Here is an 11,988-nt window from a genome sequence, read left to right on the forward strand (position 1 = left end):
CACTCCCCCGAAGGGGAGGTTCGCGCGGCAGTGGATCGGCGGAAGATCCGACCGTCAGACGTTGAAGCCGAGGGCGCGGAGCTGGTCGCGGCCGTCGTCGGTGATCTTGTCGGGACCCCACGGCGGCATCCAGACCCAGTTGATGCGCAGGTCCTGGACGAGGCCGTCGGTGGCGGTCCTGGCCTGGTCCTCGATGACGTCGGTCAGCGGGCAGGCCGCCGAGGTGAGCGTCATGTCGATGGTGGCCACGTCGGACTCGTCGATGTGGATGCCGTAGATCAGGCCCAGGTTGACGACGTCGATGCCCAGTTCCGGGTCGACGACGTCCATCAGGGCCTCGGTCAGGTCCTCGACGGAGACGGTTCCGGCGGTGGTGCCGACGATGACGGTCGGACCCTCTTCGGCGGAAGCGGAAGGGGTCGGCGTCTCGGTGTCACTCATGTGTCTGTCCTCCTCTTCTGCTTCAGTCGTTGACGGCGGGGTGCTCGGCCAGGGCCTTGGCGGTGGCGTCCTTCCAGGCCATCCAGCTGAGCAGCGCGCACTTCACCCGGGCCGGGTACTTGGAGACGCCGGCGAATGCGACCGCGTCCTCCAGCACCTCCTCGTCGCCCTCGCCCTGGCCCTTGCTCTGCATCAGCGCCAGGAAGGCCTCCTGGACCGCCTGCGCCTCGCCGACGGTCTTGCCCACCACCAGGTCGTTCAGCACCGAGGCGCTGGCCTGGCTGATCGAGCAGCCCTGGGACTCGTACGAGACGTCGGCGACCGTGCCGCCGTCGAGCCGCACCCGCAGGGTGATCTCGTCCCCGCAGGTGGGGTTGACGTGGTGCACCTCGGCGTCACCGTCGCGCAGCCCCTTGCCGTGGGGGTTGCGGTAGTGGTCCAGGATGATGTCCTGGTACATCGAGTCGAGCTTCATGTTCGCGTGCCCCGTCCCGTCAGCCGAAGAAGTTCCGGACGTGGTGGAGGCCGTCGATCAGGGCATCGACCTCGCCCGGCGTCGAGTACAGGTAGAACGACGCCCGCGTGGTCGCCGGAATTCCGTACCGCAGGCAGACCGGCCGCGCGCAGTGGTGGCCGACGCGCACCGCGATGCCCTGCTCGTCGAGCACCTGGCCCACGTCGTGCGGGTGGATGTCGCCCAGCGTGAACGAGATCGCGGCGCCGCGGTCGACGGCCGTGCGCGGGCCGATGATCCGCAGGTCCGGGACCTCCAGCAGCCGCTCGACCGCGTACTCGGTGATCGCGTGCTCGTGGGCGGCGATCCGCTCCATGCCGATGTTCGACAGGTAGTCGACGGCCGCGCCGAGCCCGACCGCCTGGGCGATCGGCGGGGTGCCGGCCTCGAACTTGTGCGGCGCCGGGGCGTAGGTGGACGAGCCCATGGTGACGGTCTCGATCATCTCGCCGCCACCGAGGAACGGCGGGAGGTCCTCCAGCAGCTCCTGGCGGCCCCAGAGCACGCCGATGCCGGTCGGGCCGAGCATCTTGTGGCCGGTGAAGGCGACGAAGTCGGCCTCCAGCGCCTGCACGTCCAGCACCATGTGCGGCGCGGCCTGCGAGGCGTCGATGACGACCAGCGCACCGACCGACTGGGCCTTGCGGACGATGGCCTCGACCGGGTTGACCGTGCCGAGCAGGTTGGAGACCAGGGTCACGGAGACGACCTTGGTCCGCTCGGTGATCAGCTCGTCGATGTTCGACAGGTCGAGCCGGCCCTCGTCGGTCAGCCCGAACCACTTCAGCTTCGCGCCGCTGCGCTGCGCGAGCAGCTGCCACGGGACGATGTTGGAGTGGTGCTCCATCTCCGTGATGACGATCTCGGAGTCCGCGTCGACCCGGTAGGGCTCCTCCGCCCAGGCCAGCATGTTGGCGACCAGGTTGAGCGACTCGGAGGCGTTCTTGGTGAATATCACCTCGTTGCGGCTCGGCGCGTTGATGAACGCCGCGACCTTGTCACGGGAGCCCTCGTACAGCGCCGTGGCCTCCTCGGCGAGCACGTGCACGCCGCGGTGGACGTTGGCGTTGTGCCGCTCGTAGTAGGTGTTCAGCGCGTCGAGCACCTGGCGGGGCTTCTGCGAGGTGGCGGCGTTGTCGAGGTAGACCAGCGGCTTGCCGTCGTGCAGCAGGCGCTGCAGGACGGGGAAGTCCTTGCGGATCGCGTCGGTGTCGAGCAGGCCCGACAGGACCCTCGACTCGTGCGTATGGGTCACTCGGAAGCGCCGCCCTTCACGTAGGACTCGTAGCCCTCCGCCTCCAGCTTGTCGGCCAGCTCGGCACCGCCGGACTCGACGATGCGGCCGGCCGAGAAGACGTGGACGTAGTCGGGCTTGATGTACCGCAGGATGCGGGTGTAGTGGGTGACCAGCAGGGTGCCGACCTCGCCGGTCGAGCGGACCCGGTTGATGCCCTCGGAGACGACCCGCAGCGCGTCGACGTCGAGGCCGGAGTCGGTCTCGTCGAGGATCGCGATCTTCGGCTTGAGGAGCTCCAGCTGGAGGATCTCGTGGCGCTTCTTCTCGCCGCCGGAGAAGCCCTCGTTGACGTTGCGCTCGGCGAAGGCCGGGTCCATCTGGAGGCCGGCCATCGCCTCCTTGACCTCCTTCACCCAGAGGCGCAGCTTGGGGGCCTCGCCGCGGACGGCGGTGGCGGCGGTGCGCAGGAAGTTGGAGACCGAGACGCCGGGGACCTCGACCGGGTACTGCATGGCCAGGAAGACGCCGGCCCGGGCGCGCTCGTCGACGGACATCTCCAGGACGTCCTCGCCGTCGAGCAGCACGGAGCCGCTGGTGACGGTGTACTTCGGGTGGCCCGCGAGGGAGTAGGCGAGGGTGGACTTGCCGGAGCCGTTCGGACCCATGATGGCGTGGGTCTCGCCCTGCTTCACGGTCAGGTCGACGCCCTTGAGGATCTCGCGGGGACCGTTCTCGGTCTCGACGGAGACGTGCAGGTCGCGGATTTCAAGCGTTGCCATGGGTACTCAGGACTCCTGGTTGACGGAGACGAGCACATCGTCCCCTTCGATCTTTACGGGGTAGACAGCGACCGGCTTGGTGGCGGGCAGCCCGGAGGGCTTGCCGGTGCGCAGGTCGAAGCTGGAACCGTGCAGCCAGCATTCGATCATGCAGTCCTCGACCTCGCCCTCGGAGAGCGCGACGTTCGCGTGCGAGCAGACGTCGTTGATCGCGAACACCCCCTCGTCGGTGCGGACGACGGCGACCGGGACGCCGTTGAGGTCGACGCGCTTGGGCTCGTCCTCAGCCAGCTCGCTCAGCGCGCAGGCGCGAAGGAAGCTCATCGGGTCAGACCGCCGATTCCAGCTCGGCCTCGATCTTCTCCATCAGCTGGTCCTGGATGTCGGCGACGCCGATCTGCTGGACCAGTTCGGCGAAGAAGCCGCGCACCACCAGGCGGCGGGCCTCGTCGGCCGGGATGCCGCGGGCCTGCAGGTAGAAGAGCTGCTCGTCGTCGAAGCGGCCGGTGGCGGAGGCGTGGCCGGCGCCGACGATCTCGCCGGTCTCGATCTCCAGGTTGGGGATCGAGTCGACCCGGGCACCGTCGGTGAGCACCAGGTTGCGGTTGAGCTCGTAGGTGTCGGTGCCCTCGGCGGCGGCGCGGATCACCACGTCGCCGACCCAGACGGCGTGCGCGTCCTTGCCCTGCAGCGCGCCCTTGTAGACCACGTTGGAGCGGCAGTGCGGGGTGTCGTGGTCGATGACCAGACGGTGCTCCAGGTGCTGGCCGGCGTCGGCGAAGTAGAGGCCGAACAGCTCGGCCTCGCCGCCGGGCGCGGCGTAGGAGACGCGCGGGTGGATCCGGACCACGTCGCCGCCGAAGGTGACGACGACGGACTTCAGCGACGCGTCGCGGCCGACCAGCGCGGTCTGCTGCGCGACGTGGACCGCGTCGCGGTCCCAGTCCTGGACGGAGACGAAGGTGAGCTTGGCGCCGTCGCCGAGCAGCAGCTCGACGTTGGCGGCGCGGGTGCCGGTGCCGGTGTGGTTGATCACCACGACGGCCTCGGCGAACGGCTTGACGTCGATCACGACGTGGGCGAAGCGGCTGCCGCCCTCGCCGTGCACGTCGATCTTGACCGGCTCGGTGAGCACCGTCTCCTTGGGGACGGTGACGACGAGCGCCTGCTGGAAGGCGCTGAACGCCTGCGCGGCGACCCGGTCGACCGGCTTGCCGGCCTTGCCGAGGCGGGCGTCGTCGCGGCCGACCGTCTCGGCGGTGACGCCGTCCGGCAGGCTCAGTTCGACCTTGTCCTCGCCCTGGGCGCCCTCGGCGGCGGTGCCGTCGTGCAGGCCGGCGAGGCGGTGCAGCGGGGTGAACCGCCAGTCCTCCTCGCGGCCGGTCGGCACCGGGAAGTCCGCCACGTCGAAGGACGGCTCGACCGTGACGCGGGCGTCGATCGGCTGCTGGACGGTGGCGCGGCCGGTGCCGGGGCCGGCGAGCTGCGCGCCCGCGCCGGCCGTACCGACCTCGATCGAACCGGCGGTGGTGGAGCCGGTGGGGGTGTTGACGTCAGCCATGGCTGTTCGTTGTGCTCTCTTCCTCAAAGTGTCGATGGACGGCGGGGCAGCCGGCGGATCAGCCGACGGAGCCCTCCATCTGCAGCTCGATCAGCCGGTTCAGCTCCAGCGCGTACTCCATCGGCAGCTCGCGCGCGATCGGCTCGACGAAGCCGCGGACGATCATCGCCATGGCCTCGAACTCGGTCATGCCGCGGCTCATCAGGTAGAAGAGCTGGTCCTCGCTGACCTTGGAGACGGTCGCCTCGTGGCCCATGGAGACGTCGTCCTCGCGGACGTCGACGTAGGGGTAGGTGTCCGAGCGGGAGATGGTGTCGACCAGCAGCGCGTCGCAGAGCACGTTGGACTTGGCGCCCTTGGAGCCCTCGCCGATCTCGATCAGACCGCGGTAGGAGGTGCGGCCGCCGCCTCGCGCCACCGACTTGGAGACGATGTTGGAGGAGGTGTTCGGCGCCATGTGGACCATCTTGGCGCCGGCGTCCTGGTGCTGGCCCTCGCCCGCGAAGGCGATCGACAGGGTCTCGCCCTTGGCGTGCTCGCCCATCAGGTAGACGGCCGGGTACTTCATGGTGACCTTGGAGCCGATGTTGCCGTCGACCCACTCCATGGTCGCGCCCTCGTACGCCACGGCGCGCTTGGTGACCAGGTTGTAGACGTTGTTCGACCAGTTCTGGATGGTCGTGTAGCGGCAGCGGCCGCCCTTCTTGACGATGATCTCCACGACCGCGGAGTGCAGCGAGTCGGAGGAGTAGATCGGGGCGGTGCAGCCCTCGACGTAGTGGACGTAGGCGTCCTCGTCGACGATGATCAGCGTCCGCTCGAACTGGCCCATGTTCTCGGTGTTGATCCGGAAGTAGGCCTGGAGCGGGATGTCGACGTGGACACCCTTCGGCACGTAGATGAAGGAGCCGCCCGACCAGACCGCCGTGTTCAGCGCGGCGAACTTGTTGTCGCCGGCCGGGATGACGGTGCCGAAGTACTCCTTGAAGACCTCCGGGTGCTCGCGCAGCGCCGTGTCGGTGTCGAGGAAGATGACGCCCTGCTCCTCCAGGTCCTCGCGGATCTGGTGGTAGACGACCTCGGACTCGTACTGCGCGGCGACACCGGCGACCAGGCGCTGCTTCTCCGCCTCCGGGATGCCGAGCCGGTCGTACGTCGCCTTGATGTCGGCGGGCAGGTCCTCCCAGGACGCGGCCTGCTTCTCGGTGGAGCGGACGAAGTACTTGATGTTGTCGAAGTCGATGCCGGTCAGGTCGGAGCCCCAGGTCGGCATGGGCTTCTTGCCGAACAGCTTGAGGCCCTTGAGCCGCAGGTTCAGCATCCACTCGGACTCGTTCTTCTTCGCGGAGATGTCGCGGACGACCTCCTCGCTGAGCCCGCGCTTGGCCTCGGCACCCGCGGTGTCCGGGTCGGCCCAGCCGTACTCGTAGGTGCCCAGGCCTTCGAGCTCCGGGTGCGAAACGGTGTCAGTCATGCGAGCTTCCTAACGCGCGGACGCTGAATCATCGGTGGACGTACCGGCAGTCGGCGCGGCATCGGTACCCCGACCGGCGGCAGTGCGCAGGGCGGGCGACGATGCGGCACCGGGTGCCGGCACATAGGTGGTGCAGACCCCGTCGCCGTGGGCGATGGTGGCCAGTCGTTGCACATGGGTGCCCAGCAGTTGGGAGAAGACCTCGGTCTCCGCCTCGCAGAGCTGCGGGAACTGCTCGGCGATGTGCGCGACCGGGCAGTGGTGCTGGCAGAGCTGGGCGCCCGCCGGGGCCTGCGCCGCAGCGGACGGAACCCGCCGCACCGTGGCAGCGTACCCGTCGGCGCTCAGCGCCTGGGCGAGGGCCTCGGTGCGCTCCTCGACCTTGGCGGACCGGACGGTCTCCAGGTACTTCTCGGCCTGCCGCCCGAACCGGGCGCGGGCGAAGGCGGCGACCGCCTCCTCGCCCACCGCTCCGCCGCCGACGGCGTCGGAGATCCAGTGCAGGGCGTCGGCGGCGAGCTGGTCGTACGCCTGGTAGAAGGCGTCCCGGCCGCCGTCGGTGAGGGCGAAGACCTTGGCGGGACGGCCCCGGCCACGGCTGCCGTACACCCGCTGTTCGCGGGCGTCGACGAGGCCGGCGGCGGTGAGCCCGTCCAGGTGACGGCGGACGGCGGCGGTGGTCAGACCGAGCCGGTTCGCCAGATCGGTGGCGGAGGAGGGACCGTGGTCGAGGATCGACCGGGCGACCCGGTCCCGGGTGGCCCGGTGGCCGTCCAGGAGCACCTCGGCCGCCGTCGCGGGCACGGCGCAGCCGGGGGCCGACTCGGCCTCCGGCTGTACGGGGTGCTCGCGCATGTTTTTCACAACACCAGTGTTGCGTAATTCCTTCCGGCAGGACAAGCCGTGACCCAGACCTCATCCGTGGCATCTGTCACGCAGGTAAGCCTTACCTGACCTGCGGAAACGATCACCGGGGGTTCCGCTTCGCCGGTCACCGGGACGGCTCCGGGCCCGGGCCGGGGGGTCCGCCCAAGCGGAATCCAATCCTCCGCCATGCCCTTCTCGCCCCGTCCACCGACCCCGGCCCGCTTCGAGCCTCGCTCCCGCGCGGGCTCCGCCGGGGCTCGCGTGCGGGCTCCCGTACGGCCGCCGTGTTCGGTCCTCTTAGACTCGCCGGTATGCATTCCGATCCCGCGGTCCAGATCACCGGGCTGGTCAAGCGCTACGGCGAGAAGACCGCGGTGGACGGTCTCGACCTCACCCTCGCGCGCGGCGCCGTCACCGCCGTCCTCGGCCCCAACGGCGCCGGCAAGACCACCACCATCGAGACCTGCGAGGGCTACCGCCGCCCCGACGCCGGCACCGTCCGCGTCCTCGGCCTCGACCCGGTCACCCAGGGCGCGGCGCTGCGCCCCCGGATCGGAGTGATGCTGCAGTCCGGCGGCGTGTACGCGGGCGCACGCGCCGTCGAAATGCTCCGGCACACCGCCAAGCTGCACGCACACCCCCTGGACGTCGACGCGCTGGTCGAACGGCTCGGCCTCGGCTCCTGCGACCGCACCACCTACCGCCGGCTCTCCGGCGGACAGCAGCAGCGGCTCGCCCTCGCCATGGCCGTGGTCGGCCGCCCCGAGCTGGTCTTCCTGGACGAGCCCACCGCCGGCCTCGACCCGCAGGCCCGCCGCGCCACCTGGGACCTCGTCCGCGACCTGCGCCGGGACGGCGTCACCGTCGTGGTCACCACCCACCACATGGACGAGGCCGAACAACTCGCCGACCGGGTCGCGATCGTCGACCGCGGCAGGGTGATCGCCGAAGGCACCCCGGAGGAACTGCGCCGCGACGGCGCCGAAGGCGGCCTGAGCTTCGACGGCCCGCCCGGACTCGACCTCGCCACCCTGCTCAAGGAACTGCCCGACGGCTCCACCGCCGCCGAGACGACGCCCGGCAGCTACCGCATCGAGGCGCCCGTCGACCCGCAGCTCCTGGCCACCGTCACCGGCTGGTGCGCGGCCTGCGGCATCCTGCCCGAGCGGCTCGCCGTACAGCGCCGCAGCCTCGAAGACGTCTTCCTCGACCTGACCGGACGGGACCTCCGCTCGTGACCACGTACTCCCCCCGGCCCGGTGCCGCCCCCGTCGGCCGGATGCTGCTCGCCCAGACGGCGTTCGAGACGAAGATGCTGCTGCGCAACGGCGAGCAGCTGCTGCTCACCGTGATCATCCCCACGGTGCTGCTGGTCCTCTTCTCGGCGGTCGACATCGTCGCCGTCGAGGGCCCCGGCAAGCGCGTCGACTTCCTGGCACCCGGCCTGCTCGCGCTGGCCGTGATGTCCACCGCGTTCACCGGGCAGGCCATCGCCACCGGGTTCGAGCGCCGGTACGGCGTGCTGAAGCGGCTCGGCGCCAGCCCGCTGCCGCGCTGGGCGCTGCTCACCGCCAAGACCGGCTGCGTCCTGGTCACCGAGGCGCTCCAGGTGGCGCTGCTGACGGTGATCGCGCTCGCACTCGGCTGGTCCCCGCAGGGCAACCCCCTCACCGTGGCCGCCCTCCTGGTCCTCGGCACCGCGGCCTTCTCCGGACTCGGCCTGCTGATGGCCGGCACGCTGAAGGCGGAGGCGACGCTGGCGGCGGCCAACCTGGTGTTCATCCTGCTGCTGCTCGCGGGCGGGGTGATCGTGCCGCTGTCGAAGTTCCCGGCGGCCGTGCAGTCCGTCCTGGAGCTGCTCCCGATCGCCGCCCTCTCCGACGGCCTGCGGTCCGTCCTCCAGACCGGCGCGGGCGTGCCCTGGTCGGACCTCGGCATCCTCGCCGGCTGGTCGGTGCTCGCCCTGACCGCCGCCGCCCGCTTCTTCCGCTGGGAGTGACCCCTCCGACTCCCGGGCACACACCACCCCCGAGCGTCAGGACGGCGGCGGCGTCCCCTTCGGCCAGACGCAGGGCGTGCTGACCTCCAGCGACAGGTTGTGGCTTTCGCCTGAAACTCCGTCGAGGATCGCCAGGAACTTGTCCTTGGGGTTCTTCAGCTTCACCCAGTCGGCAGTAGCACTCGGATCCGGCTCGAATCCCTTCCCCATCAAGAACGTGCGAAAGGCAGCGGCGGCTTCCGTTTTGCTCGCCAACGGAACGTCGCCGAAATCATACCCGCGAGAGGTCTGCATCCTGCCGTGCGGACCCACGTCATTGGCATCGCAGTGCGAGTCGAGGAAATCGGCTGGACTTGCCGTGGGTTTGACCGTCAGTCTCGCCAGAATTTCCGCGAGATAGGTGTCGACCTGAGCCTTGGCCTGCTCCAGGGTGACCGTGGACCTCCTTCGTTCGGGGATGGTCTCCGCTCCGCAGGAACTCAAGGCGAGCACCACCACGGCCAAGGCGGCTACGGCGGCCGTCCGGCCGGGCCGCGCCGAGTCCGTGGATGCACGTACGACAGCTCCCATGGCTTCCACTTCCCAACAAAGACATCCCCGTGGCGGGGGAAAGCGAGTGATGTCGTTCCAGACACCGGCATTTCGGCGCCGTAAGCGCGATCGCGGACTCGATCGCCGCTCACCACAGCGCCTTGACGGCACTGCGAAGGTTCGCTCGGTGATTCTCGTCATTTCCTCCCGGCGATGATCTCGCCCATGGCCTGGAGCGAGACCGAGCCGGGATTCCAGTAGTCGGAGTGGCCGGTTCCCGGGTCAGTCGGGATTACCTGCGCGCCGAATCCGGGAAGGATGGGGTCCCGCCCGTGGATCAGGTGATGATCGGGGTTCTGGAGCACCCCGTAGTAGTCCCCGAGGTTGTTGCCGAAGTTACTCGCCAGACCGTTCGCGTTCATGGGCGGGGCCATCGAAATACCGTCGGCGTCACCTTGTGCCGCGAAGACGCGGGACGGATCGACACCAAGATCACGGGCGTGCTCCACGCCGGCTCCGGGGCTGGCGATCAGCACGACGTTGTCGACCGGCAGGCCCTTGTCACGCAAGGTGTATCCGACGGTCGTGGTTCCGTAGCTGTGGGCGAGGATCGTGTTGTTCGACGGTTCTCCGTCATGCGTGGCGCGGAGTCCCGCTTCGAAGCTGTGCAGGCTGTTCCCGGCGTTCCTGGCGTAGCTGTCGTTCATCGCCTCCGGCGTGATGGACTGCGGCGCGTCGTAGCCGACCCAGGTGATCGACGAGGTCGTCCTGGGGAGACCTGCCTTGACATTGGCGGTGTTGGCCGAGGCGACCATCCGGTCCGACCGCTCGATGTCGCTGTCGATGCTGCCGAGCCGGGCCCCGGTGCCGGGGACGTACGTCGAGACGTTGTCGGCGGTGTCGGGGTTGTTGACCGCGACGATGGCGTGGCCGTTGCCCTTGGTGTCGAAGCCGAGCAGATAGGTGGGCGGATGCTTGTCGTCGACCTTGGTCATCAGCCGCTTCTCGATGGCGTTCACACCGATGACCTGCTCCTGGAGGAGGGCCTTCCTCCGCTCCCACTCGTCGTGCGCCGGGTTCGAGACGGCGCCGTTCATGCCCGCGACCTTCGCAGGCGGTTCGGGGCCCAGGTGGTCGAGCTGGGCTTGGAGTTCCAGCTTCGCCTGCTGGAGGGTGAGGCGGTTGGCCCCGTCACGCGCGACGGCCGGGATGCCGTCGAGGTTGCCGATCCGGTCGGGGTGGTCGTGGACGAACCTCTGCTGCTGAGCCGGGGTGAGGCCGCTCCACCACTGCTTGACGCTGTTCGGGTCGGTGCCCGCGGCGGGTATCTGCTCGCGGGCGGTCTCGGCAGCCAGGTCCTGCGCCACGGTGGCGGCGTTCAGTCCCGTGCCGTTGCTCGCGTTGGTCGCCAGGTGGTTGAGCCTCGCACTGATCTCCTGGTCGGCGTGGGCCGCCTCGTTGAGTGCGGCGGTGATCCGGTTGCTGATGGCGACCGCGGTCGTCTCCGCGCCCGAGCCCGCGAAGCCCGGCGAGGCGGGCTCGTTGTCCCACGTGATGCGCCCGTCGGGCGCCACGTCGAGCTTCGCGTTCCTGGCGTCGTCGAGGGCGCTGATCAGATGGGACTGGGCCAGCGCGAACTGTTCGACGGCGTTGGCCAGGGCCTTGCTGACGAACGTGAGTTCCTGGCGGGCGGCCCGGAGTTGACCGCCGAGGTCCTTGACGCGGCCCTGGGCCACGGCGGAGGTGGGTCCGGTCCAGTGCGAGGCGCCCAGCCGGTCGGCGACCTCGTGCTGCCAGGCTTCCACGTGCTGTCCGAAGGCCGTGGCCAGGGCGTCGAAGGCGTTCTTCGCGGTGGTGATGTTGTTGAGGTTGGCGTTGTAGAGGCCGGCGATGTCCATCGGCTACCGGGACTTCCGCTCTGCGGCGGCACGCGCCGTGGCGGTGGCGGGGCTCTCGCCCGCCAGGACCGTCCCGAACGGATCGGCCCCCGGCGTCGGTGTGGCGCCGCCCTGCGCGGGGCCCGCCGCACCGCGGAGGTGCGCGTAGACGCTCTGCTCCCCCTGCTGGTAGTGGGCCGCCGTCTTGACGAGCTTGGAGCCGACGTCCGACATGTCACCGGAGAGCTTGTCCAGCAGCGTCCTCCAGTTCGTGCCGCAGGTGCGTATCGCGGTTGCCGTGAGCCAGCCCTGGAGCGTCGCGGCGGCCCTGTCGCTCGGTGCGACGATCCTCGCCGTCTCTCCCGGCACCTGACCCGCTATGTGCTGGGCGCTCTGCCCGCAGCCGGCCAACGCCGCCGGATTGACCTTGAACTCGGAAGCGAGATCGGGATTCGGCACGGTTCCCCCCTGTGCGTCGTCTCAGCGTCGTGATGCCGGAAGTCTGCCGGACCCGGCCCGGTGGCGTGAATGAGTACTCGTACTCAATTGCCCCTCGGTGTCCGGCCGTTCCTCCTCCGCGCCGCACTTCGCGACGCCGCACGACCGCGCTGCCCGCACAGGAGGTCGGCCCGTCCGACTTCCTGTGCGGACGGCACCTCCACCGGCCCGGGCCCACGACGGCGCCGGCCCCTCGACTCGGACGAGTCG

At 69.8% G+C, this 11,988-nt stretch carries 13 protein-coding genes; 2 read left to right on the forward strand and 11 right to left on the reverse strand.

What is annotated here, in order from left to right:
* Nucleotides 1-54 precede the first annotated feature (54 nt).
* From ACFWOG_RS34640 to ACFWOG_RS34675, 8 genes are read right to left on the reverse strand one after another with little or no spacing between them, the layout of a single operon-like run.
* On the reverse strand, nucleotides 55-441 hold the full coding sequence (locus ACFWOG_RS34640; RefSeq protein ID WP_329876327.1) for a metal-sulfur cluster assembly factor: 387 nt from the start codon (nucleotides 439-441) through the stop codon (nucleotides 55-57).
* Nucleotides 442-463: 22 nt separating this feature from the next.
* The gene (gene sufU / locus ACFWOG_RS34645; protein WP_329876329.1) at nucleotides 464-916 is read right to left on the reverse strand and encodes a Fe-S cluster assembly sulfur transfer protein SufU; all 453 of its coding nucleotides are present in this window, start codon (nucleotides 914-916) and stop codon (nucleotides 464-466) included.
* Nucleotides 917-935: 19 nt separating this feature from the next.
* Nucleotides 936-2,183, reverse strand: a complete 1,248-nt coding sequence (locus ACFWOG_RS34650) for a cysteine desulfurase (RefSeq protein ID WP_329948692.1) — start codon at nucleotides 2,181-2,183, stop codon at nucleotides 936-938.
* A 23-nt stretch (nucleotides 2,184-2,206) separates the two neighbouring features.
* Nucleotides 2,207-2,971: a Fe-S cluster assembly ATPase SufC gene (gene sufC / locus ACFWOG_RS34655; protein ID WP_329948645.1), complete on the reverse strand. Its 765-nt coding sequence runs from the start codon at nucleotides 2,969-2,971 to the stop codon at nucleotides 2,207-2,209.
* A gap of 6 nt (nucleotides 2,972-2,977) precedes the next feature.
* Complete coding sequence (locus ACFWOG_RS34660; RefSeq protein ID WP_329948644.1) at nucleotides 2,978-3,295, reverse strand: bifunctional 3-phenylpropionate/cinnamic acid dioxygenase ferredoxin subunit; 318 nt, start codon at nucleotides 3,293-3,295, stop codon at nucleotides 2,978-2,980.
* 4 nt (nucleotides 3,296-3,299) lie between these two features.
* Nucleotides 3,300-4,532 (reverse strand): Fe-S cluster assembly protein SufD, encoded by a 1,233-nt coding sequence (gene sufD, locus ACFWOG_RS34665; RefSeq protein ID WP_380363238.1) that lies wholly within the window; start codon nucleotides 4,530-4,532, stop codon nucleotides 3,300-3,302.
* Between the two features lie 58 nt (nucleotides 4,533-4,590).
* Nucleotides 4,591-6,006: a Fe-S cluster assembly protein SufB gene (gene sufB / locus ACFWOG_RS34670; protein WP_329876337.1), complete on the reverse strand. Its 1,416-nt coding sequence runs from the start codon at nucleotides 6,004-6,006 to the stop codon at nucleotides 4,591-4,593.
* 9 nt (nucleotides 6,007-6,015) lie between these two features.
* Entirely contained in the window at nucleotides 6,016-6,861 is an 846-nt protein-coding gene (locus tag ACFWOG_RS34675; protein WP_329948642.1) for a MarR family transcriptional regulator, read from the reverse strand.
* Between the two features lie 323 nt (nucleotides 6,862-7,184).
* Here ACFWOG_RS34675 and ACFWOG_RS34680 point away from each other — a divergent pair, with 323 nt between their 5' ends.
* On the forward strand, nucleotides 7,185-8,111 hold the full coding sequence (locus ACFWOG_RS34680) for an ABC transporter ATP-binding protein (protein WP_380363241.1): 927 nt from the start codon (nucleotides 7,185-7,187) through the stop codon (nucleotides 8,109-8,111).
* Nucleotides 8,112-8,152: 41 nt separating this feature from the next.
* Complete coding sequence (locus ACFWOG_RS34685) at nucleotides 8,153-8,872, forward strand: ABC transporter permease (protein ID WP_329876444.1); 720 nt, start codon at nucleotides 8,153-8,155, stop codon at nucleotides 8,870-8,872.
* A gap of 36 nt (nucleotides 8,873-8,908) precedes the next feature.
* Here the strand turns inward: ACFWOG_RS34685 and ACFWOG_RS34690 are convergent, their stop codons facing one another.
* From ACFWOG_RS34690 to ACFWOG_RS34700, 3 genes are all read right to left on the reverse strand, one after another.
* Nucleotides 8,909-9,442: a hypothetical protein gene (locus tag ACFWOG_RS34690; protein ID WP_329948640.1), complete on the reverse strand. Its 534-nt coding sequence runs from the start codon at nucleotides 9,440-9,442 to the stop codon at nucleotides 8,909-8,911.
* A 158-nt stretch (nucleotides 9,443-9,600) separates the two neighbouring features.
* Entirely contained in the window at nucleotides 9,601-11,301 is a 1,701-nt protein-coding gene (locus ACFWOG_RS34695) for an alpha/beta hydrolase (protein WP_380363243.1), read from the reverse strand.
* A 3-nt stretch (nucleotides 11,302-11,304) separates the two neighbouring features.
* The gene (locus tag ACFWOG_RS34700; protein WP_380363245.1) at nucleotides 11,305-11,739 is read right to left on the reverse strand and encodes a WXG100 family type VII secretion target; all 435 of its coding nucleotides are present in this window, start codon (nucleotides 11,737-11,739) and stop codon (nucleotides 11,305-11,307) included.
* Between the last annotated feature and the right edge of the window lie 249 nt (nucleotides 11,740-11,988).

Origin of the sequence: Kitasatospora sp. NPDC058406, assembly GCF_042722765.1 — a bacterium.
Taxonomy (GTDB): Bacteria; Actinomycetota; Actinomycetes; order Streptomycetales; family Streptomycetaceae; genus Kitasatospora.